At 74.6% G+C, this 20,738-nt stretch carries 23 protein-coding genes; 6 read left to right on the plus strand and 17 right to left on the minus strand.

The features are described from left to right. Positions 1-33 precede the first annotated feature (33 nt). The 7 genes from JK356_RS10895 to JK356_RS10920 form a co-directional block, all read right to left on the minus strand. Positions 34-627, minus strand: a complete 594-nt coding sequence (locus JK356_RS10895; protein ID WP_201867449.1) for a transcriptional regulator — start codon at positions 625-627, stop codon at positions 34-36. Continuing rightward, positions 627-2,930: a type II toxin-antitoxin system prevent-host-death family antitoxin gene (locus JK356_RS22345; RefSeq protein ID WP_201867450.1), complete on the minus strand. Its 2,304-nt coding sequence runs from the start codon at positions 2,928-2,930 to the stop codon at positions 627-629. Before JK356_RS22345 ends, JK356_RS10895 begins: the two co-directional genes overlap by 1 nt. Positions 2,931-2,935: 5 nt before the next feature. Next, on the minus strand, positions 2,936-3,583 hold the full coding sequence (locus JK356_RS22350; protein WP_307815523.1) for a hypothetical protein: 648 nt from the start codon (positions 3,581-3,583) through the stop codon (positions 2,936-2,938). After that, positions 3,484-4,188 (minus strand): pectinesterase family protein, encoded by a 705-nt coding sequence (locus tag JK356_RS22190; RefSeq protein ID WP_307815524.1) that lies wholly within the window; start codon positions 4,186-4,188, stop codon positions 3,484-3,486. Before JK356_RS22190 ends, JK356_RS22350 begins: the two co-directional genes overlap by 100 nt. Positions 4,189-4,229: 41 nt before the next feature. Continuing rightward, positions 4,230-4,868 (minus strand): FMN reductase, encoded by a 639-nt coding sequence (locus JK356_RS10910; RefSeq protein WP_201867451.1) that lies wholly within the window; start codon positions 4,866-4,868, stop codon positions 4,230-4,232. Between the two features lie 37 nt (positions 4,869-4,905). Next, complete coding sequence (locus JK356_RS10915; RefSeq protein ID WP_201867452.1) at positions 4,906-5,988, minus strand: LLM class flavin-dependent oxidoreductase; 1,083 nt, start codon at positions 5,986-5,988, stop codon at positions 4,906-4,908. Between the two features lie 93 nt (positions 5,989-6,081). Next, complete coding sequence (locus JK356_RS10920; protein ID WP_201867453.1) at positions 6,082-6,720, minus strand: YigZ family protein; 639 nt, start codon at positions 6,718-6,720, stop codon at positions 6,082-6,084. Positions 6,721-6,830: 110 nt separating this feature from the next. Between JK356_RS10920 and JK356_RS10925 the strand changes: the two genes are divergently transcribed. Next, complete coding sequence (locus JK356_RS10925; protein WP_201867454.1) at positions 6,831-7,268, plus strand: CoA-binding protein; 438 nt, start codon at positions 6,831-6,833, stop codon at positions 7,266-7,268. A 61-nt stretch (positions 7,269-7,329) separates the two neighbouring features. Here the strand turns inward: JK356_RS10925 and JK356_RS10930 are convergent, their stop codons facing one another. Continuing rightward, entirely contained in the window at positions 7,330-7,908 is a 579-nt protein-coding gene (locus JK356_RS10930; protein ID WP_201867455.1) for a helix-turn-helix domain-containing protein, read from the minus strand. Positions 7,909-8,027: 119 nt separating this feature from the next. On the opposite strand from JK356_RS10930, the gene JK356_RS10935 reads away from it, so the two are divergent. Then, a complete protein-coding gene (locus JK356_RS10935; RefSeq protein WP_201867673.1) occupies positions 8,028-8,885 on the plus strand; it encodes an EamA family transporter in 858 nt (285 codons plus the stop codon). Positions 8,886-9,185: 300 nt separating this feature from the next. Further along, entirely contained in the window at positions 9,186-10,001 is an 816-nt protein-coding gene (locus JK356_RS10940) for a hypothetical protein (RefSeq protein ID WP_201867456.1), read from the plus strand. A 29-nt stretch (positions 10,002-10,030) separates the two neighbouring features. Here the strand turns inward: JK356_RS10940 and JK356_RS10945 are convergent, their stop codons facing one another. Further along, positions 10,031-10,897 (minus strand): spermidine synthase, encoded by an 867-nt coding sequence (locus JK356_RS10945; protein WP_201867457.1) that lies wholly within the window; start codon positions 10,895-10,897, stop codon positions 10,031-10,033. Between the two features lie 272 nt (positions 10,898-11,169). Here JK356_RS10945 and JK356_RS10950 point away from each other — a divergent pair, with 272 nt between their 5' ends. Continuing rightward, positions 11,170-12,054 carry an undecaprenyl-diphosphate phosphatase gene (locus JK356_RS10950; protein WP_201867458.1) on the plus strand — a complete coding sequence of 295 codons (885 nt, stop codon included), beginning with the start codon at positions 11,170-11,172 and terminating at the stop codon, positions 12,052-12,054. Between the two features lie 16 nt (positions 12,055-12,070). Here JK356_RS10950 and JK356_RS10955 read toward each other — a convergent pair whose 3' ends face one another. The 6 genes from JK356_RS10955 to JK356_RS10980 all read right to left on the minus strand — a co-directional run bounded on the left by JK356_RS10955 (position 12,071) and on the right by JK356_RS10980 (position 16,677). Then, positions 12,071-12,973, minus strand: coding sequence for a Gfo/Idh/MocA family protein (locus tag JK356_RS10955; RefSeq protein ID WP_201867459.1), 903 nt, complete (start codon positions 12,971-12,973; stop codon positions 12,071-12,073). A gap of 92 nt (positions 12,974-13,065) precedes the next feature. After that, positions 13,066-13,761, minus strand: coding sequence for a uracil-DNA glycosylase (ung, locus tag JK356_RS10960; protein WP_201867460.1), 696 nt, complete (start codon positions 13,759-13,761; stop codon positions 13,066-13,068). Between the two features lie 113 nt (positions 13,762-13,874). Continuing rightward, positions 13,875-14,015, minus strand: coding sequence for a hypothetical protein (locus JK356_RS10965; protein ID WP_201867461.1), 141 nt, complete (start codon positions 14,013-14,015; stop codon positions 13,875-13,877). 69 nt (positions 14,016-14,084) lie between these two features. Next, positions 14,085-14,492 (minus strand): DUF3037 domain-containing protein, encoded by a 408-nt coding sequence (locus JK356_RS10970; RefSeq protein WP_201867462.1) that lies wholly within the window; start codon positions 14,490-14,492, stop codon positions 14,085-14,087. Further along, the gene (locus tag JK356_RS10975; RefSeq protein WP_201867463.1) at positions 14,489-15,319 is read right to left on the minus strand and encodes a HipA family kinase; all 831 of its coding nucleotides are present in this window, start codon (positions 15,317-15,319) and stop codon (positions 14,489-14,491) included. The genes JK356_RS10970 and JK356_RS10975 overlap by 4 nt, the downstream gene beginning before the upstream one ends. Before the next feature lie 29 nt (positions 15,320-15,348). Further along, complete coding sequence (locus JK356_RS10980) at positions 15,349-16,677, minus strand: aminotransferase class I/II-fold pyridoxal phosphate-dependent enzyme (protein ID WP_201867464.1); 1,329 nt, start codon at positions 16,675-16,677, stop codon at positions 15,349-15,351. Between the two features lie 74 nt (positions 16,678-16,751). On the opposite strand from JK356_RS10980, the gene JK356_RS10985 reads away from it, so the two are divergent. Continuing rightward, positions 16,752-17,450: a pyridoxamine 5'-phosphate oxidase family protein gene (locus JK356_RS10985; RefSeq protein WP_201867465.1), complete on the plus strand. Its 699-nt coding sequence runs from the start codon at positions 16,752-16,754 to the stop codon at positions 17,448-17,450. A 16-nt stretch (positions 17,451-17,466) separates the two neighbouring features. Here JK356_RS10985 and JK356_RS10990 read toward each other — a convergent pair whose 3' ends face one another. Beyond that, positions 17,467-18,261 (minus strand): CPBP family intramembrane glutamic endopeptidase, encoded by a 795-nt coding sequence (locus tag JK356_RS10990; RefSeq protein WP_201867674.1) that lies wholly within the window; start codon positions 18,259-18,261, stop codon positions 17,467-17,469. Positions 18,262-18,339: 78 nt separating this feature from the next. Next, the gene (locus tag JK356_RS10995; protein WP_201867466.1) at positions 18,340-19,830 is read right to left on the minus strand and encodes a glutamate--cysteine ligase; all 1,491 of its coding nucleotides are present in this window, start codon (positions 19,828-19,830) and stop codon (positions 18,340-18,342) included. A 293-nt stretch (positions 19,831-20,123) separates the two neighbouring features. Here JK356_RS10995 and JK356_RS11000 point away from each other — a divergent pair, with 293 nt between their 5' ends. Next, positions 20,124-20,702, plus strand: coding sequence for a hypothetical protein (locus JK356_RS11000; RefSeq protein ID WP_201867467.1), 579 nt, complete (start codon positions 20,124-20,126; stop codon positions 20,700-20,702). The last annotated feature ends 36 nt before the right edge of the window (positions 20,703-20,738 follow it).

Below are 20,738 nucleotides of genomic sequence, written 5' to 3' on the forward strand. Positions count from 1 at the left end.
GGGGGCCGCTGGGCGGCGCGGTGGCGCCGCGGGTCACAGGCCGAAGCCGACGCTGGAGACGTAGGAGTAGGAGTCGTACTCGGAGCCGAGGTCGTAGATGATGTCGTCCCAGGCGGCATCCAGGAGTTCGCTGTTGCCGGTGAGCCAGCCGTCGATGATGTCGTCCCAGATGCGGTGGCCGCGGACGGTGATCCGGCGGACGGTCAGGTCACGGGCGTGGCCCGGAAAGTCGCGCCGCACCTGCTCCTGGTCGACGGGGTGGATCTCGATGCGGGTGCCGCGCTCGGCCAGGCGGCGCTTCCAGGTGGCGGCGAGGCGGCGGCGGCGCAGGTCCCAGTAAGCGGCGTCGATCCGGCGCAGGTTCTGGCGTGACGGGACGCGTTCCGCGGCGAGCCAGGCGAACAGGGTACGGCGGGTGACGGAGATCCCGGCGCGTTCCATGGCGGCGTACCCGGCCGCTGAGGCGGTGAGGTAGCGCAGCCGGGCTGCCAGGCCGCGTTCGCTCTCGACCGGTGAGGTGATGCCGGTGACCTGGCGGTTCATCTCCCGCTCGAGGGCGACCCAGCCGGGGACGCCGTGGGCGCCGTAGTAGCCGAAGCCGTCGCGGCTTCCCCACCGGCCCGCCATCAGCCCTCGCCTCCGATGGTGTACTCCTCCTTGACCTTGACCTCGGTGAGGCGGCGGCCCTCGCGGAAGACCCGCCGCCAGTCGCCGCCGGTGACGTGGAGTTCGTCGGTGCCCATCATCCGCACGATGGTCAGTCCGGCCTCGTGTGCCTTGTACGCCTTCAGCCAGAGGTTGGCGAACGCCTGGGAGCGGATCAGGTGCATCCAGTCGGGGCGGCGCATCTCCCGGTTGGCGCTCGACTCGCCGATGGTGGAGACGAACTTGCTGTAGATGGCCTTGACGTACTCGAGGGTGACGGTGTCACCGGCGTCGAGGGCGGCGTCGCGGGCGGCGGCCAGTTCGCGGCGGAAGCGTTCCAGGAGGGCCTCGGAAGAGCCGGAGGTCCAGGACTCGTGGATGACCGGCGGGTCGCACAGGCGCATCCGGGGGCCGGACAGCCGCAGCAGCAGGCGCAGCGTCGGGTCGGTGATCCACAGCGGGCCGGGCTCCTCGCGGTTCCCGAGCGGATTGGGCAGGTGGGGGTGTTCCCAGGCGGGCGGGGTGACGAGGTAGATGCCGGAACGCTTGCGGTCGTATTCGCCGGTGGGCGAGTGGACGAGCTTGCCGATCGGCAGGTGGCACTTGAGGGCCGACAGGTAGGCGCCGTTGATGTCGAGCGCGGTGACGGTCTGCCGGGGGCCGCGGCGGTGGAGGGTGGGGTTGCGCCACTTGGGGCGCCCTTCCCAGACGAGGTCGGCCCCGTCGCGGGAGGGCTTCTTCAGCACCGGGATGTCGTCCAGTGACAGGAAGAAGGTGAAGTCGTAGGTGGAGCCGACGCGCGTGGAGTTGAGCAGGGCCATGCCGTCGGGGATGGCGCGTTTGACGAGGGCGGCGGTGGCGGCCTGGACGTCGCCGTCGTTGTCGGCCAGGGCCCGCTCGACGTTCCGGGCGATCATGCCGGAGGTGTCGCGGCGGGCGGGGCGGCTGGCGGCGCGCGCGGGCGGCGTGGGCCGCTGGGGTGCCCGGTCCCCGGCGGGGGCAGGCGCCGGTGCGGGTGCGGCCGCGGAGGCCGCGCAGAGGCCGCCCATGTGCTGCGGCAGGCCACGGGCGCGCAGCGGAGTGGGCTGCCCGCACAGCACGCAGGGCTGGGGGTCGGCCCAGAGGAGGTCGCCGCTGGGGGCGCGGTCCGGCTCCGGGACGGGCACGGGTCCGGGTGCCGGGGCGGCGGGCGGGGGCGGGTCGCCGGGCCCGGCGGGGAGGAGCCGGGCGCGGCCGAGGTCGGCGCGCAGGTCCAGCGCCGTGGTGGGGCCGTGGCGGTGGCGGGTGAGGGCGAGGCGGGCGCGGTCGCCGTCGCGTTCGAGCCGCAGCACCAGGTCGGCCTCGGTCTCCAGCGGGGCGGTCAGGCCGTGGCCGGCCGGGAGGGTGGCCACGACGGCCGCGCCGAGGTCCTGAGCGAGGCGGCGCAGGGCGAGGGGCGGCGGAGCAGACCCGAAGCCGACGTGGGTGACGGGGTCAAGCAGGACGAGAGCGGGGCCGTCGCCGAGCGCCGCGGCGGCGTCGCGGACCTGGCGCAGGGTGGTGAGGCGGTCGGCGACGTGCAGCGGTGCGGTGCGCAGCCGCTCGGTGGCCCCGGCGACGCGGGGCCGGTCGGCGGCGGGGAGGGTACCGTCGGCGAGGTGCTGGAGGCTGGCGGGCGCCTCGGCGGCGAGGAGGCGCAGCAGCACATCGCGGCGGGCCAGCTGGCCGGTGACGACGAGGACGGGGCGCGGCGGGTCGGCGAGCGCGGCCGCGCGGGCCATGCCGAGGACGCAGGCGGAGGCGCCGGCGGCGGGCGGGGCGGTGAGTACGGCGAGACGGCCGGGGCGCAGGCCGCCCGCGGTGGCGTCGTCGAGCCCGGGGAGCCCGGTGGGGACGGGGTCGGGGGCGGTCCCGGAGGCGGTGAGGCCGTCCCACTCGCTGAGCAGGTCGCCGAGCGGCGGGGCGTCGTCCGCCGCCGGGGCCGGCTCCGGCGCGGGCGCGGGCGGCGCGGCGTGGGGCGCGGGGACGAGCGCGGCGACGGGCCGGGCGCGGCGGGTCAGGACGGCGGGCTGGCCGGCGGCGGCGTCGCGGACGAGGTCGCCGAGCTTGTGGCGGGCGTCGGTGACGGTCCAGCGGGGCCAGCCGGCGGAACCGCGGGGTGCGGGCAGCGGGGACAGCGCGGCCTCGTCGCCGGTGGCGGGGTCGCGGATCCAGGCCGTGCGGCCGTCCTCGGCGCCGCGCACCAGCTCCGTCCAGCGGTCGCGCGCGGCGCTGACCGGCAGCGGTTCCGGTTCCCGCGCTGTCACTGCGTTCACCCCGACTCGTGCCCCCGTATGTGCGGCTGTGTGACCAGGCGCCACCTTACCGACGGGCGGCGGGGCGCGGTGCCCCCGCCGCCCGGGGCGGTGCGGTCAGGGGGTCCAGTCGCCGCGCCAGTCGCCGGTTTCCTGCGGCGCGGCCGTTCGTCGGTCAGCTGCGGCCGGCCCCGGCGCTGGCCCCGCCCGCGCCGGGGCCGGTGCTGTGGTACTCGGCGAACCGGGCGCCCTGCCAGGGGAATCCGCTCATGCCGGTCCAGGGGGTGTCCTTGATGGCGGCGCTCAGCTCGGTGTCGCGGACGGTGGTCTGCGGGTGGAGGAAAGGCGTCGCCGCCGGCGTACCAGGCCGGCCGAGGCAGTACGTGCCGTCCTCGACGTCGCCGGTGATGACCGGTCGGTGATGAGGATGCCGGGCATGCCGGGGCTGTGGACGGGGCGGTGACGTAGCCGCCTGAGGAGCCGTCGGGGCGGGTGGTGACCTCGATGACGGAGCCGGTGCTGACGGCGGTGGCGCGGCCGAAGATGAAGTCGACGTTGCCCTGGATCAGGGAGTCGGTGACGTACACGCGGCCCTGCACGCCGCGTCCGGCGCTGTCGAGCAGCAGGGTGTCCTGGTCGCCGGTGACGACGACGGAGTCCAGCACGATGCGGTCGCCACGGGTGCGCAGGGCGACGGCCTGGGGCCCTCCTGGCCGGCGTGGGCGAGCTCGTCGAAGTCGTTGGCGAAGGTGAGGTTGGGCGCGCGGACGTCGTCGGCGTCGATGGCCACGGCGGCGCTGCCGCTGGTGCCGAGAGTGCCGCCGCCGGGGGCGGAGGTGCCGGCGGAGGTGCCGTAGACGATCGTGACGTCGCGGGGGCTGCCGCCGGTGCCGGTCAGGCGCAGGTGCGGCTTGTCGCGGGGGATGGTGACGGTCTCGCGGTACTCCCCCGGCGCGATGGCGATGGTCACCTGGTCCTGGTTGTCCGCGGGGACGGCGTCCACGGCGGCCTGGACGGTGGTGAAGTCGCCGGTGCCGTCCTGGGCGACGGTGAGGACGGCGTCCTGTGCCGGGGCCGTGGCGGCCCCGGCGGAGGTGCTGCCCCAGGCGGCGGGGCCGGCGGTGGCCGCGCAGGTCAGCAGCGCCAGCGCGGCCGCCAGGCGGGGACGCGGACGGCGGCGGCCGGGCCTGGTACCGGTCCGGGCATGCGACGCAGCGGAGGGCTTGCCTATGGTGGCTCGTCTGCTCGCTGAGCGGCGGGGTCCTGGCACGGCCATGTCGCCGCGGCGGCCGCGGAAGGTTGCCGCCCGGCTCAGTCGCCTTCGCGCACGCGGGCCAGCTGCTCCTCGAACGGGACGACCTCCGGCTCCGCCGGGGCGCGGGGTCCGGCGGGCCGTCCGGCGACCAGGCTGGCCAGTTCGCGGGCGGCGCGGTCGATCCGTTCCGGCAGGGGGCCGGTGCGGGAGTCGCCGGTGCCGCCCCAGTCCTCGGCGGCGGCGTAGACGCCGGTGGGGGCGGTGAGGGCGCGCAGGTAGGAGAAGAGCGGCCGCATGGCGTGGTCGAGGACCAGGGAGTGGCGGGCGGAGCCGCCAGTGGCGGCGAGCAGAACGGGGGTGCCGTCGAGGGAGCCGGGCTCGACGAGGTCGAAGAACGACTTGAACAGGCCGCTGTAGCTGCCGGCGAAGACGGGGGTGACGGCGATGAGGCCGTCGGCGCCGGTGACGGTGTCCAGTGCCTCCCTGAGCGGCGGGCCGGGGAAGCCGGTCACGAGGTGGTGGGCAATGGGGGTGGCCAGTTCCCGCAGTTCGATGACGCGGGCGGTGGCGGGGTGCCCGGCTTCGGCGAGGTGTTTGGTGGCGGCGCCGGCGAGGCGGTCGGCGAGCCGGCGGGTGGCCGAAGGCTGGCTGAGCCCTGCGGAGATGACCGCGAGGCGGGTCTCGTGAGCAGTCATGAGAGATCTCCGTGACGTGGCTTTGCGGGGACGGGTGTTACGCGTCGCGGCGGACAGCGTCGCGGCAGGCCGGGTGGACCGGGGGGTCGGCGACGCCGGCGGGGCGGCGGGCGGCGAACTCCCTGCGCAGCACGGGCACGACCTCCTCGCCGAGGATGTCGAGCTGTTCCAGCACGGTCTTCAGGGGCAGTCCGGCGTGGTCCATCAGGAACAGCTGCCGCTGGTAGTCGCCGAAGGACTCGCGGAAGGTGAGGGTGCGCTCGATGACCTGCTGCGGGCTGCCGACGGTCAGCGGGGTCTGCTCGGTGAACTCCTCCAGGGAGGGGCCGTGGCCGTAGACCGGGGCGTTGTCGAAGTAGGGCCGGAACTCGCGGACGGCGTCCTGGGAGTTGGGGCGCATGAAGACCTGGCCGCCGAGGCCGACGATGGCCTGCTCGGGGGTGCCGTGTCCGTAATGAGCGAACCGCTCCCGGTAGAGTGCGATAAGGCGCTGGAAGTGCTCCTTGGGCCAGAAAATGTTATTTGCGAAGAATCCGTTCCCGTAAAATGCTGCCTGCTCGGCGATCTCGGGGCTGCGGATGGAGCCGTGCCAGACGAACGGGGGGACGCCGTCAAGAGGACGGGGGGTGGAGGTGAAGCCCTGGAGCGGGGTGCGGAAGCGTCCGCTCCAGTCGACGACGTCCTCGCGCCACAGCCGGTGCAGCAGTGCGTAGTTCTCGATGGCCAGCGGGATGCCCTGGCGGATGTCCTGGCCGAACCAGGGGTAGACGGGGCCGGTGTTGCCGCGGCCGAGTATGAGGTCCACGCGCCCGTCGGCGAGGTGCTGGAGCATGGCGTAGTCCTCGGCGATCTTCACCGGGTCGTTGGTGGTGATGAGGGTGGTGGCCGTGGACAGCAGCAGCCGCTTGGTGCGGGCGGCGATGTAGCCCAGCATGGTGGTGGGTGAGGACGGCACGAACGGCGGGTTGTGGTGCTCGCCGGTGGCGAAGACGTCGAGGCCCACCTCCTCCGCCTTGAGGGCGATGGTGACCATCGCCTTGATGCGTTCGTGCTCGGTCGGTGTGGTGCCGTTGGTGGGGTCCGGCGTCACGTCGCCGACAGTGAAGATCCCGAACTGCACGGGCACGTCTCCTTGCGATATAGTTTATTTTTCAACTACTTGTGTGAACACCGCCGCCTGTCCCCGTGTTCCGCGGGCGGCGGGGCGGCCCGTTCAGGGCGTGCCGTAGACCTCGCCGCCGAGGTCGCAGCGGGCGGCGCCCGCCGTGGCGGCGGCGAGCCACGAGGTGAAGCCCGCAATCTCATCCTCCGGCAGCGCGACCGCAAAGGCGACTTCCGCGCCGTAGGTGACGCCGAGAACGGCGGTGCCGCGGGTGCGCAGGTCGTTCTCCAGGCGGCCCGCCCGGTCGTGCCCGACGGTCACGGTGGCCGCGCGGTACCGCCGCCGCGTCACCGTGCCCACCGCGTCCAGGGCCGCACCGACGGCGCCGCCGTAGGCACGGATCAGGCCGCCCGCACCGAGCTTCGTGCCGCCGAAGTAGCGGACGACGACGGCCACCGCGTAGCGCACGTCGCGGCGCAGCAGCATCCGGAGCATGGGCGGACCCGCCGTGCCGCCGGGCTCGCCGTCGTCAGAGCAGCGCTGCACGGAGGCGTCAGCGCCGATGACGTAGGCGTAGCAGTGGTGGGTGGCTGTGGGGTGCTCGGCCCGGACCCGGGCGATCACTTCCTTGGCCTGCTCCTCGGTGGCGGCCGGGGCGAGGTAGCACAGGAAGCGGGAGCGGCTGATCTCCGTCTCGTGGCTGCCCTCGCCGGCCACCGTCACGTATCCGTTGTCCCGCCCGTCTCGCATCCCGCCAGACTACGGGCCGGGCGCGGCGCGCCGGCGGCGGGGAATCGGCAGCGGGGCGTGACGGTTGTAACCGGCGGGCGGGACAGCGGAACGGAACGGAGGACACGAAGATGGCGGAGCGGTACGGCGACGACGCGACGGTGCGCAAGATCCTCACCGAGCTCGGCGACACCTGGGCGATCGTGGGCCTGTCCTCGAACCAGCAGCGGCCCGCGTGGGGGGTTGCGAAGCTGCTGCAGCGGTTCGGCAAGCGGATCGTGCCGGTGCACCCGAAGGCCGAGACGGTGCACGGCGAGCAGGGCTACCCGGACCTGGCGTCCGTGCCCTTCCCGGTGGACGTGGTGGATGTGTTCGTCAACAGCCAGCAGGCCGGGGCGGTCGCCGACCAGGCGGTGGCCATCGGCGCCAAGGCGGTGTGGTTCCAGCTGGGCGTCATCGACGAGGCGGCCTATGAGCGGACCCGGGCGGCGGGGCTGGAGATGGTGATGAACACCTGCCCCGCCATCGAGATCCCCCGGGTCACGGGGGCAGCCGGGAGTGCGGCCTGACGGCAGCCCGCCGGCGCCGCGCCGCGGCGGAGCGGCAGCCCGCCGGCAGCGCGGCGCGGGATCAGCGGGGGGTGGCGGGGGGCACGGAGACGGCCATCGTCATCTCGGCGGGCTCCTCGCCGTCGTTGCGGTAGCCGTGCGGCACGTGTGACTCGAAGGCGGCGGAGGACCCCGCGGGCACGCGGTGCTCCTGGCCGTCAACGATGAGGGTGAGCACGCCGGCGGTGACGTGCACGAGTTCGGCGGTGCCGGGAGGGTGGGGGTCGGAGTCACTGCCCTCCCCCGGCATCAGGCGCCAGTGCCACAGCTCCAGCGGGCCGGGCGCCTCGGTGCCGGCGAGGAGGGTGCTGTGGCTGCCCGCCGGGGTGGACCACAGGCGGACGGCCTGCTCGGCCGGGACCAGGCGCACGGCAGGCGTCTGGTCGTAGTCGAGAAGGGTGGTGACGCTCACGCCCAGGGCGTCGCCGATCTTGACGACGGTGCCGACGCTGGGGTTGGTCCTGGCCTGCTCGATCTGGATGATCATGCCGCGGCTGATGCCCGCGCGGGCGGCGAGGCCGTCCAGGGTGAAGCCGCGTTCGGTGCGCAGGCGTTTGAGATTGCGGGCGAGCGACTGGGTCAGCTGGTCGAGATCGGTCAACGGTGCCCCCTCCCCCGGGGTCGGCCGATGGTCAAATATTTTGGACGCTGCCGTGCAATGCAGTGCGTTATTGTGGAGTGAACCCTTTCGTTCACCACACTGTACTTGCGAGGCGCGTGTTGATACCTCTCGCACTGGCGACGAGCTTGCTGTGGGGGCTTGCCGACTTCGGCGGCGGTCTGCTGTCGCGGCGTCTTCCGGCCATGACGGTCGTGGTCGTCTCCCAGACCCTGGCGGCGCTGGCGCTGGGCGTTGTCGTCGTAGCGACCCAGGCCTGGACCGAGGCCGGGCCGCGGCTGTGGTTCGCCGTGGCCGCCGGGCTGGTGGGCCCCGCGGCGCTGCTGTGCTTCTACCGGGCGCTGGCGCTGGGACCGATGGGCGTGGTCTCACCGCTGGCCGCGACGGCGGCGGCGGTGCCCGTAGGCGTGGCGCTGGTCATGGGCGAGCGGCCGGGTGTGGTGCAGGCCGGCGGCATCGTGGTCGCGTTCGCCGGAGTGCTGCTCGCGGGCGGGTTCGAGGCCGGCGGGGAGCCCCTGCGGCGGCAGGCGCTGGTGCTGTCGCTGGCGTCGGCCGCGGGCATCGGAGCCGTGCTGACGCTGATCGCGGAGGCGTCGGTGAATGTCACCGGCCTGTTCCTGGCGCTCTTCGTGCAGCGGCTGTGCAACGTGCTGGCGGGCGGCGCCTGGCTGCTGGTGTCGGCGCGGCGCGGCGGCGGGATCCTGCCGGGCGGGCCGCACGCCCTGGTGCCGTCACTGCCCGCGCTGGCCTTCGTGGGCCTGGCCGACGTCGCCGCGAACGGGACGTACGCGCTGGCCGCGCGCATCGGTCCCGTCACCGTTGCCGTGGTCCTCGCCTCGCTGTACCCGGTCGTGACGGCGCTGACGGCGCGGGGCGTGCTGCGGGAGCGGCTGCGCCGCGCCCAGGCGGCGGGCGCCGGGCTCGCCATGGCGGGCACGCTGCTGCTGGCCTCGGGCTGAGCGCCGGGCGTTCCAGGTCGGTACCAATCGCCGGGCGGGCATGGCCGGGAGGAGCGGGGGGTTTTAAGGTCACGTGGCATGAGCGTGGAAAAGCCGCCGGGGGGCGCTCCGGATACACCGTGGCCGACGCCGTACCCGCCCGGACAGCCGTCCGGGCAGCAGCCCTACCCGCCGGTGCGGGGGACACCGCCGCCGGGTACGCCGCCAAGCCCGTACGCCTCGGGACAGTGGGAGCAGCCGGGGGCACCGACCGGTGGCCCGGGCGGCGAGCGCCGCGGCAAACGGACGGCCATTGCCCTGGTGACGGCAGCGGCGGTGGCCGCCGTCGCCGTGATCGCCGGCGTCGTCGTGCTGGGCGGTGACGGCGGTGGCAGCAGCGGCGAGGACGGCGGCAGCAGCGGCGGCGAGGCGCGCGCGGGCGGCGACCGCCCGGCCAGCCCGTCTCCCGAGCCGACCGACGACCACTCGATCGGCGCCGACCCCGACGATCCGCGCAGCCCGGTGCTGCCCGTCCCCGACCCCGTGGTCGCGCCGGACTGGCAGGTGCAGCGGATCTTCGACCGGCACAACGCCTTCGACGTACCGCCCGACTGGGAGGTCGGCAGCGAGAGCCAGTTGATCGGCTACGAGGACAGCCGGGAGGACGGCAACGGCGACCTCGCCGTCGCGATGTCCGCGGTCAGCACCTACATGGACGACTGGTGCGACGAGGCCGACGGCCCCAGCTGGCGGGCCGCGGCGGGCACCAAGGGCGGGCAGGGGGCGACCTCCACGGAGGAAGCCGCCGAGAACGAGGCACGGGTGTGGGCGCTGGCCGCCTACGACCAGGAGCAGCGCGGCACCCTGCGGGTGACGGAGCCGGAGCCGTTTGAGAGCGAGTACGGCATCACGGGGCACACCGCCACGGCCACCATCACCGACGTGCCCGAGGACCCGGACGCGCCGTGCGGGACGAGCGAGGGCGAGGTGGTGACCGTCTCGTACATCGACTCGGAGAACAACCTCGCCACGTGGGTGCTGCTGCGGGACACCGGCTTCGAGGGCGCGGTGGATGACGAGACCGTGGAGCTGATGATGAACAGCCTGCGCCCGTATCCCGAGGAGTCCCAGGAGTAACGCCGGACCGCGGCGGTGGCCGGGTCCGCTCAGCCGGCGCCGGGCGCGCCGGCGGGCGGCCGGGGCGAGGGCACGGCCGCCGCGGCGTCGACCGGTGCCGCGCCGTCCGCGAACCGCTCGAGCGCCGCGCCGTGCACCACGCGGGCGGGGAACGGGTCCGCCGCGGCGCGGCGGGCCAGCTCGGCGACAGGCAGCGGGGTGTCCGACGCCAGCAGGACGGCGTTGCCGAAGCGGCGCCCGCGCAGCGTCGCGGGCTCAGCCAGCAGGCACAGCTCGGCGAAGGCGGTCGCGGCGGTGGCGACCTGCGAGCGCAGGAAGGCGAACGGCGCGGTGTCGGCAAGATTGGCCGCGTAGAGGCCGCCGGGACGCAGGACGCGGGCGGCATCGCGGGCGGCGTCCGTGGTGGTGAGGTGGGCGGGGACGCGGGAGCCCCCGAAGACGTCGGCGATGACGACGTCCGTGCTGGCGGCCTCGCCCGCCGCCAGCACGTCACGGGCGTCGGCCGTCTGGAGCGTGATCCCGCCGTCCGGCGGGGGCAGATGGCGGCCGACCAGGCGGGCCAGGGCGCGGTCGGCCTCGACGGCGCGCTGGCGCGAGCCGGGCCGGGTGGCGGCTGCGTAACGGGCCAGGGTGAGCGCTCCGGCGCCCAGGTGCAGCAGGTCCAGCGGCTCGCCGGGCGGGGCGGCCGTGTCCAGGGCATGGCCGATCCAGCGGGTGTACTCGAACTCCAGGTGCCGGGGATCGGCGAGGTTCACGTACGACTGGGGGGCGTCGTCGACGGTCAGCAGCCAGGCGGCCTCGTGGTCGAGGTCGGGCAGCAGGCGGGCGGTGCCGTGGTCGACGGGGGCACTGACGGGGACGGGCGCGGGCCAGGAGCGCGCGGGGGACGGCGTCACCCGTTCATTGTGCCGGGCGCCAGGCAGCGGGCGCCGGACGGCCGGTGCGGGGCAGGCTCCCGCCGCGGCATGCGAAGATCATCTCCCGTGCGGGCACGGCGCGTCGGAGGGTTTCTCGCGGCCCGTGGTCAGCGTGCGCCCTGGAGTGGCTTAGAGTGACAGACGCTCTACGCCACCCCTGACCTTCTGTTTTTCCGTGTGCGCTGCCATGACGATGCCTGTGCCTGTCCCCTGCCCGACCACCACCTCACCTGGGATGCGCTGAGAGACCCATGTCCTGGTTCGAATCGCTCGTGCTCGGGGTCGTGCAGGGGCTGACGGAGTTCCTGCCGATCTCCTCCAGTGCCCACCTGCGGCTGACGGCGGTGGGCGCCGGCTGGGAGGACCCCGGCGCGGCCTTCACCGCCGTGTGCCAGATCGGCACCGAGCTGGCGGTGCTCATCTACTTCCGGCACGACATCTGGCGCATCCTCTCGGCCTGGTTCCGGTCGCTGACCGACCGGTCCCGGCGGGCCGACCCGGACGCGCGGATGGGCTGGCTGGTGATCATCGGGTCGGTGCCGATCGGTGTGCTGGGGCTGACGCTGCGGGAGTCGATCGAGGGGCCGTTCCGTGACCTGCGGCTCATCGCCTGCACCCTGATCGTGCTGGGCCTCGTGCTCGGCCTGGCCGACCGCATGGCCTCGCTGGACGAGTCCGCGGGCCGCCACCGGGCGGCGCGGCAGCGCAAGACGCTGGAGCACCTGAACGTCCGCGACGGGCTGCTGTACGGGCTGGCGCAGGCGATGGCGCTGGTGCCCGGGGTGTCGCGGTCGGGCGCGACGATAACCGGCGGGCTGTTCCTCGGCTACCGGCGCGAGGCAGCCGCCCGCTACTCGTTCTTGCTGGCCATTCCGGCGGTCATGGGGTCGGGGCTGTACGGGCTGACGGAGATCGGGGAGGAAGGGTCCCACGTGTCGTGGGGGCCGACCCTCTTTGCCAGCGCTGTCGCGTTCGTCATCGCGTACGCGATCATCGCCTGGTTCATGAAGTGGATCTCGACGCGCAGCTTCATGCCGTTCGTCTGGTACCGGATAGGGATCGGCGTGGTGATCCTGGCGCTGGTGCTGACGGGCACGCTGGACCCGCACTCCGGCAGCGAGTTCGGCGAGGGCTGACACCGGCCCGGCGCCGTCAGCGCCCGCCGGTGATCTCGGTGAGAACGCGCTCGCACAGCTCGTGGCTGCGCAGCGCGTCCTGTGCGCTGAGGCGCTTTCCGGAGCGCACGGCGCCCAGGAAGGCGAGCGCCGCCTGCTCGATGCCGCGCTGGCGGGCGACGGGCACCCAGTCCCCGCGGCGGCGGATGCTGGGCTGTCCCTTGTGATCGATGATCTCAGCCAGGTTGCGGACCTCGCGCCTGGCGTCCTGTCCCGCGACCTGAAGGATCTCCTCGGTGGAGCCGGAGCGGTGATTCATGACGCCGATGGCGGTGAATCCCTCGCCGGCGAGCGTGAGGACGACGTGGTCGAGCAGGCCGCCGTCCAGACGGGCGGACACGGTTACCCGGTCCGCGGGCCCCGGGGCGAGGAACCGGAGGGTGTCGGCGACGTGGAGGAAGCTTCCGAACACCAGCTGGCGGGGCTCCTGGGGCAGGCCGGTGCGGTGCTGCTGGAGCAGGATCAGGTCCCGGGGGTGCTCCCGGCACTGCGCGTAGGCGGGCGCGTGGCGGCGGTGGAAACCGACCGCCAGGCTGACGCCGCGCCGCTCGGCCAGCGCCGCGAGCCGCTCGGCGGCGGCGAGGCTGCCGGCGAGCGGCGGGTCGGTGTAGACGGGGACACCGGCCCGCAGCAGGCGCTCGACGAGCCCGGGGCGGGCCAGGTCCGGGGCGTGGACGAACGCCGCGTCCAGGCCGCTGGCGAGGAGCGCGCCGATGTCGTCGTGCCGGTCGCACGGGGGTATGCGGTACGTCTCGGCCGCGGCGTGGAGCGCGGCGGGGCTGCGGGCGTGCAGGACGGGCCGGACGCCGGGCTGCGTGGTGAGGACGGGCAGGTACGCCTTGTGGGCGATGTCGCCGAGCCCGATCACGCCGACCTTCACTGCGCGCGCTCCTTGCCGTGCGGGGACGCCGTGCTCGCGGTGCCGTGGCCGCGGTGTCTGACCGGGCAGCATACGCACCGCCCGGCGGCGCCTCAGCGGGCGGTACCGAGGTCGGGGATGCGCCAGTCGACCGGGGGGTGGCCCTGGGCGGCGAGTGCCTCGTTGATCTGCGTGAACGGGCGGGTGCCGCGGAACGGCTGCGGGGACAGCGGCGAGGGGTGCGGCCCCTGGACAACGGCGTGGCGGTCGGCGGGGATCAGCCGCAGCTTCTTCCTGGCGTGGGCGCCCCACAGCACGAAGACGGCGGGCCGGGAGCGGGCGGCGACCGCGCGGATCACGGCGTCGGTGAGCTTCTCCCAGCCCTTGCCCTTGTGCGAGTTGGGCTGGCCGCCGCGGACGGTGAGGACCGTGTTCAGCAGAAGCACGCCCTGGCGGGCCCACGGCATCAGGTAGCCGTTGTCCGGGATGGGGTGGCCGAGCTCGTCGTGCATCTCCTTGAAGATGGTGCGCAGGGACGGCGGGATGCGGACGCCGGGGCGTACGGAGAAGCACAGGCCGTGGCCCTGCCCCTCACCGTGGTACGGGTCCTGGCCGAGGATCACGACCCGGACGTCGTCGAAGGGGGTGGCCTCCAGGGCGGCGAAGACCTCCTCCCTCGGGGGATAGACGGGGCCGCGCTCGCGCTCCTCCTCGACGAAGGCGGCGAGGGCGGCCACGTAGGGCTTCTCCAGCTCCTCGCCGAGGGCTTCCTTCCAGGAGGCGGGCAGCATGCCGATCACGTGCGTCATCCTTCGCGGTTGTCTGGTGGTTGACGTGACCGAACGTACCGTGCGGCACTGACAGCCGCTCAGCCGAGCGCTCCCTGGCCGCGCAGCGCACCTGGACCGGGAGGTAGCCGGCGTCACCGCAGTGCAGGAGACCTGCCGCGGGCCACGTCCTCCAGCACGCGCCGCACCGGGATGCGTCCGGCGGCGGCCCGCTGGCCGTCCTCGGAACCGGCGCCCAGCCGGGCGGCGGCGCTGGCCGTGCTGCCGCAAGCCATCCTGGCCAGCGGGTCGCGCGGGCCCCCGGCAGGGCGGGACGAGGATGAGCCGCGGGACCGGCTCCCGGGTCAGCGGACCAGCAGCCGGTGGAGACGCTCGAGTTCGGCAGCGGGGTCGTCGGTGAGCCCGGTGTGGACGGGGCCCGGCTGCACGACCGTGCTGCGGGGAGCAACGAGCCAGCGGAACCGGCGGCCCGGGTCGTCGCCCGCGGCGGGCCCGGCGGCCGGGCCGCCCGCGCAGACGCGCTCGGCGGCCCGCAGCGCGGCGCGCACGCCCTCGGTGTCCGCCTGCGCGTCCAGGGCGCGCAGCCGGCCGGGGTCGAGGTGGGTGCGGGCGCCGAGGAACGACCGGGGGCGGCTGTAGAGGATGACGCCCGCGTTGATGAACTCGCCGCGCTCGACGCGCGGGACGACCCGCAGCACGGCGTACTCGAAAAGCTGTCGGGCGGCGTTCGCGCCGCTGAGGGCTCCGGTCACCGGCCCGCTCCCTCCGAGGGGCCGGCGGCGGTCAGCCAGCCGGGCCGCTGGGGGCGCCGGGGGTGCGAGGGGGCGCCGAGGACGATGCCGCCGGGGGCGCCGACCGCGTCGGCGCGTGCGGTCAGGGCGCGGGCATAGGCGGCGCGGACATCGTCGGGGGTGTCGAAGCCGGGCTCACCGGCGAGCCATTCGTCGGGGACGTCGGCGGTGGCGGCGGCCAGCAGGGAAGGGGTCAGCAGGGGGCGCAGGGCCGCGGCGGCGCCGGCGATGTCAGGGGCGAACGGTGCCAGGGCGTGATCCGAGGCGTCGTAGGGCCGGGGCGGGCCGGCGGCGCTGGACCAGTGGTGGTGCCAGATGAGGGCGGCGCCGTGGTCGATGAGCCACAGGTCCTGGTGCCAGACCAGGAGGTTGGGGTTGCGCCAGGACCGGTCGACGTTGTTGATGAGGGCGTCGAACCAGACGATGCGCCCGGCTTCGTCGGGGGCTACCTCGTAGGCCAGCGGGTCGAACCCCAGCGAGCCGGGCAGGTAGTCCATGCCGAGGTTCAGGCCGCCGCTGGCCTTGAGCAGCTCCTGGACCTCCTGGTCGGGCTCGCCGCGGCCGATGACCGGATCGAGCCGCATGCGCACCAGCTCGGGGACGCGCAGCCCGAGGCCGCGGGCGAGCTGACCGCAGATCACCTCGGCGACCAGCGCCTTGCGGCCCTGGCCGGCGCCGGTGAACTTCATGACGTAGGTGCCCAGGTCGTCGGCCTCGACGAGGCCGGGCAGAGAGCCGCCCTCACGCAGCGGCGTGACGTAGCGGGTCGCGGCGGTGTCGCGGAGCATCGCTCCAGGTTAACCGGCGGCGGTGCGGCTCATCCCTGGCGCCGGGGGTCCGGGGCGACGGCGGCGGCGAGGGCGTCGGCCAGCGGGCCGGTGTCGGCGGGGCTGAGCGGGGAGACGGTGACGCGGATGCCGGGCGGGCTGGCGGTCCGGAAGCGGGCGCCGGGGGCGGCGGCCCAGCCGTGGCGCAGCAGCCGGGTCAGGGCGGTGGTCTCGTCGGGCACGGGCACCCAGACGTTCATGCCGCTGTGGCCGCGTGCCGGCACGCCGCGGTCGGCGAGGGCGGCCAGCAGCGCCTGGCGCCGCTCGTCGTAGGAGCGGGCGACGCGGGCGGGGTCGACGGCGCCGGTCTCCCACAGGCGGGCGAGAGCGTGCTGGAGGAGGTGGCTGGTCCAGCCGGGGCCCAGGCGCTGGCGGCCGAGCACGCGGTCGATGGTGACCTGGTCGCCGGTGAGGACGGCCAGGCGCAGGTCGGGGCCGTAGGCCTTGGCGGCGGAGCGGACGAACGCCCAGTGGGCGGTGTGCCCGGCCAGGAGCCGCGGGGGCGGCGTGGTGGTGCCGTGGCCGTTGTCGTCCTCGATGAGGAGGGTCTGGGGGTGGCGGGCGAGCAGGGGGCGCAGCTGGCGGGCGCGGGCGGCGCTGAGAGCGGCGCCGGTGGGGTTCTGCGCGCGGGTGGTGAGCAGCAGGGCGCGTGCGCCCTGGCGCAGGGCGTCGGCTACCGCGCCAGGCAGCGGCCCCTCATCGTCAACGGCGACGGGCAGCGGGCGCAAGCCGAGCGCGGGGATGAGGTCCAGCAGGCTTCCCCAGCCGGGGTCCTCGACGGCGACGGCGTCGCCGGGGCGGGTGTGCGCGGTCAGGACGCGTTCGATGGCGTCCAGGGCGCCGGAGGTGACGGCGAGCGGCCCGGCGGGGACGCCGTCCGCGTCGAGCTGGGCACGGGCCAGCCGGGCGAGGGCGGGGGTGACCGGCTCGTCGCCGTAGCGCGTGGGGCGGGCGGCGTGCCGGGCGGCGGCGGCGCGGAGCGCGTCGTCCAGCGCGGGCAGCAGCGCCGGGTCGGGGTCGCCCCGGGAGAGGTCGCGCACGCCGTCGGGCACCTCGACGCGGATCGACTCGCGGGGGGTGCTGGCGGGCCGGTGGCGGACGCGGGTGCCGCGGCGGCCGGCGGTCTCGATGACGCCGCGGTCGCGGAGCGTGCGGTAGGCGGCGGCGACGGTGTGGGGGTTGACGCCGAGGCGTTCGGCGAGGCCGCGCACCGGCGGCAGGGCCGCTCCGGGCGGCAGGGCGCCCGTGGCAATGCCGTCTTCGACGCTGGCGGCGATCTCGCTGGCCCGCCGCCCCTGGATCCAGTATTCTTCTACCACAAAATTTGTATTGTACTAGCACAAATATTGGGTTCGCACCCGCGACGCGGGCGCCCGGGCACGCAGGAGGACCCATGCCGCACTCCCCCGCCGACGGCACCTACCAGGCCACCGCGCGCACCACGGCGAGCCGGGCCCGGCACCGGGTCTCGTACGACCGGGCGCTGGTCCACCGGATCCTCGACGAGGGCTTCGTCTGCCACCTCGGCTTCGTGCGCGAGGGGGCGCCCGTGGTGCTGCCCACGCTGTACGCCCGGGACGGTGAGCGGCTGTACCTGCACGGCTCGACCGGCTCGGCCGCGATGCGGGCGGCCGCGGACGGCGGGCTGCCGGTGTGCGTGACGGTCACGCACGTCGACGGCCTGGTGCTGGCCAAGGCCGCGTTCCACCACTCGGTCAACTACCGCTCGGTGGTGGCCCACGGCGTGGCACGCCGCCTCACCGGTGAGGCGGAGACCCGGCGGGCGCTGGACCTGCTCGTCGACCACGTCCTGCCGGGCCGGGCCGCGGACTGCCGCCCGGCCAGTCCCCGGGAACGGGCGGCCACCGCCGTGCTGGTGCTGGACCTCGCGGAGGTGTCGGCCAAGGTCCGCGAGGGCGGGCCCAACGACGAGCCCGGGGACGCGGGCCTGCCGCACTGGGCCGGGGTGGTGCCGGCCCGGCTGGCGTTCGGCACGCCCGTCCCGGCGGGCACCGGGGACAGCGGCGCTGCGCTGCCGGACTACCTCGTCTCCCCGCAGCGCCCCGGCACCGCGGGGCGGAACGCCGCCTGACGGCCGGCGCCGGCCGTCACGGGGTCGGCAGCCAGCCGACGCGGCCCGCCAGCAGCGCGTAGCCGACGAAGGCGACGATGTCGATCAGGGCATGCGCCGCCACCAGCGGCATCACCCGCCCCCAGCGCCGGTAGAGCCACACGAAGATCACGCCCATCACCGCGTTGCCGGCGAAGCCCCCGATGCCCTGGTAGAGGTGGTACGTGCCGCGCAGCAGGGAGCTGGCCAGCAGCGCGCGGCCGGGCGACCAGCCGAGCTGGTCCAGCCGGCGCAGCAGGTAGCCGACGACGATGACCTCCTCCAGGACCGCGTTCTGGAGGGCGGAGGCGACCAGGACGGGAATCTTCCACCACACGTCGGGCAGCGACTCCGGCACGATCGTCAGGCTGGCGCCCGCGGCGTGGGCACCCAGGTACAGCAGCAGGCCGCTGCCGCCGATGCCCGCGGCGACGAGCGCGCCCCAGCCGAGGTCGGAACGGGGGCGGCGGGCGTCGAAGCCGAGCTGGGACAGACCGGGCCCGCCGGCACCAGGCCGCTCGCGCGTCAGCAGGTGGGCGACGAGCAGCACCGGCACCAGCGCGGTCGCGATGCCGAACAGCTGCCAGGCGAGGTCAAGCCAGGGACGGCCGGGGGCGCTGGAGCCGTTGAGCGTGGCGGCCTGGTCGCGCAGGCCGCCGGGCCGGGTGAGGGAGCCGGTGAAGCTGATCAGGGAGCTGACGGCGCTGGCGCCCAGAGACAGTGCCAGTACGAGCAGCAGCTCCCGCCGCAGGACCGCACGGGGCAGCGCAGGGCGCGGCGGCGCCGCGGCCATCTGGTCGGGCTCGAACGGCACGGTGTCTCCGTTTCGCCAGCGGGATCGGTCACGCCGCACCGGCGGCGGCACGCCGTCTCAGGCCAGCGGCCACTCGTGCACGGGCAGGTCCGACCTGGCCAGCTCCGCGTAGCGGGCGACGAGCGCGCGCAGGGCCGTGGCCCGGTCGGCTCCGGCGTCCACCGCCTGGTGGTAGGTCCGAGTCTGCCAGCTCGCTCCGGTGACGCCGCGGCGGCACCTGCCCTCGATGACGGACAGGTAGCGGTCGCGGTCGGCGGCGGCCACACCGAAGGCGTCGAGCCCGGCGGCGGCGAGCGGCAGCAGGTGCTCGCGGACGAGGCGGGCGGCGGACTGGCGGGTGCGGCCTGCGCCGGTGGTGCCGGGCCAGCTCAGCTCGGCGCGCAGGCCGTGCCGGCAGGCCTCATGGAAGTTGCGTTCGGCAGCGGCGAACGGCAGGCGCGTCCACACCGGCTCCGGCTCGTCGGCCAGCGCCCGCACCAGGCCGTAAAAGAAAGCAGCGTTGGCGACGGTGTCGGTGACGGTGGGGCCGGCGGACAGCAGGCGGTTCTCGACGCGCAGGTGGGGGATGCCGCCGGAAACGGCGTAGACGGGGCGGTTCCAGCGGTAGACGGTGCCGTTGTGCAGGGCCAGTTCGGCCAGGGCGGGCACTCCCCCGGCGTCCAGCACCGCCAGCGGGTCCTCGTCGGCGCACAGCGGCAGCAGCGCCGGGAAGTAGCGGAGGTTCTCCTCGAACAGGCAGCGCACGCTGGTGATCCATCGCTCCCCGAACCAGGTGCGCGGCCGCACGCCCTGCGCGGCCATCTCGGGCGGCCGGGCGTCGGTGGCCTGGAGGAAGAACGGCGGCCGGGACTCCTGCCACAGCTCGCGCCCCAGGACGAAGGGGGCGTTGGCGCCGACGGCGGCCTGGGCGGCGGCCGCGGCCTGGGCGGCGTTCCAGGTGGCGGCGAAGCGCTCGGGGGTGACCTGGAGATGGAACTGCACCGAGGTGCACGCGGATTCGGGAGCGATGGAGTCGAAGGTGTGGCTGACCGTCTCGGCTCCGGCGAGGTCGAGGACGATGCGCTCGCCGCGTGCGGCCAGGATCTGGTCGTTGAGCAGGGCGTACCGGTCGGCCGAGGAGAAACTGGACGGACCGACCTGCTCTTCAGTGATCGTGGGGAGAAGCCCTATCATCACGATCTGCGCGTCGAATTCCGCGGCCATTCGGTCGGCATAGCCGATGGCGATGCGCAGCTCTTCGGCCAGATCGTCAAAGGCCCGGCCGGCGAGCGCACGGGGCGCGACGTTGAGTTCGATCGTGAATTTCCCCAGCTCGGTCTGGAAATCCCGGGTGGACATTCGCGCGAGGAGCGGCTCGTTGACCATTCGCGGAGCACCCCGGGAATCAGCCAGGTTCAGCTCCATCTCCAGCCCGATGAGATCACGGGGGCGGTCGAACCGTTTCTCGCGCAGCAGCCTGTCAAGCGCTTCGGCGCACGCGCGCAGCCGGGCGCGGAACCGCCGCCGGGCGTCCAGATCGAACCGGTCGGCCACGACCTTGGCCCCCATGGGCGCTCACCTCCAGCGTCGGGCGATGCCGTGATCATGCCCACAGCGGCCCCGGGCGACACCGGCCGGGCGGACCGGATGGCATATTCGATCCGCATATTCCGGGCGTCTTGCGGGGCACACCGGCCGGCACAGCAGTTCCGGGCGGAAGTAAGCAGCGGCTTATTTCCTCCTTGCCGAAACCTCGCGGGTAGGGTACCTGAAACATAGAAGGCACACGCCTTGGATAAAATCCACGAACACGTGTCTCCCACTCAAGAGGCGACCTACTCCACAGCGAGAGGCGACCCCACATGTCACTGCATATCCCCCCGGCCCCCGCGGCCGCGGAGCGCAGCGTGCTCGCGGCCCTGCACCCGGCCACCCCGCATCTGCCCCACCCTCTCCATGTCGACCGGGGAGCGCTCACGCCGGCGCTCCCGCTTCCGCTGCACCGGCTGCTGCCGGCGCCTTCCTCCGGCGCACTGCCCGACGCCAGGCTGACGGGCTGGCGCTTCCTGCTGGAGCGCGGCGGGCGTGCCGTCGGCGCCGCCGAGACCATGCTCACCGCGGACGGCTGGGCGTTCTCGCACTTCTGCGAGGGCCCGTACATCGCCTCCACCGAGCGCGTGGTGCGGCTGGCCGAGTCGCTCCCTGACGCCTACCAGCCGCGGCTGCTGTCCGTGCCCGAGCTGTACATGCTCACGCTGTGGCTGCACGCCGACGTCTCCGCCGACCCGGCCACGGGCGGGCCCGGTCCGCAGGACCTGCTGGTGCCGCTGGCGCCCGCGCCGCCCGGCATCGCCGCCGACCAGCCGATGCGGGTCGAGGCGCTGGTGCCGCTGATGAGCACCCGGCTGGCTCCGGCCGGCCCGGCCGCCCCGGTGGCCTGACAGGCCAGCCGCCGGCCGGCCGCGCAACGGCGCGCG

This window comes from Streptomyces sp. 7-21, from assembly GCF_016741785.1.
Lineage (GTDB): Bacteria > Actinomycetota > Actinomycetes > Streptomycetales > Streptomycetaceae > Streptomyces.

Coding starts and splice junctions, on each gene's coding strand:
- JK356_RS10990 (WP_201867674.1), bottom strand. CDS start 18,261: ATGGCCGCGGCGCCGCCGCGCCCTGCGCTGCCCCGTGCGGTCCTGCGG.
- ung (WP_201867460.1), bottom strand. CDS start 13,761: ATGACGCACGTGATCGGCATGCTGCCCGCCTCCTGGAAGGAAGCCCTC.
- JK356_RS11000 (WP_201867467.1), top strand. CDS start 20,124: ATGTCACTGCATATCCCCCCGGCCCCCGCGGCCGCGGAGCGCAGCGTG.
- JK356_RS10975 (WP_201867463.1), bottom strand. CDS start 15,319: ATGCTCCGCGACACCGCCGCGACCCGCTACGTCACGCCGCTGCGTGAG.
- JK356_RS10995 (WP_201867466.1), bottom strand. CDS start 19,830: ATGGGGGCCAAGGTCGTGGCCGACCGGTTCGATCTGGACGCCCGGCGG.
- JK356_RS10895 (WP_201867449.1), bottom strand. CDS start 627: ATGGCGGGCCGGTGGGGAAGCCGCGACGGCTTCGGCTACTACGGCGCC.
- JK356_RS10920 (WP_201867453.1), bottom strand. CDS start 6,720: ATGCGAGACGGGCGGGACAACGGATACGTGACGGTGGCCGGCGAGGGC.
- JK356_RS10985 (WP_201867465.1), top strand. CDS start 16,752: ATGCCGCACTCCCCCGCCGACGGCACCTACCAGGCCACCGCGCGCACC.
- JK356_RS10910 (WP_201867451.1), bottom strand. CDS start 4,868: ATGACTGCTCACGAGACCCGCCTCGCGGTCATCTCCGCAGGGCTCAGC.
- JK356_RS10965 (WP_201867461.1), bottom strand. CDS start 14,015: ATGGCTTGCGGCAGCACGGCCAGCGCCGCCGCCCGGCTGGGCGCCGGT.
- JK356_RS10950 (WP_201867458.1), top strand. CDS start 11,170: ATGTCCTGGTTCGAATCGCTCGTGCTCGGGGTCGTGCAGGGGCTGACG.
- JK356_RS10925 (WP_201867454.1), top strand. CDS start 6,831: ATGGCGGAGCGGTACGGCGACGACGCGACGGTGCGCAAGATCCTCACC.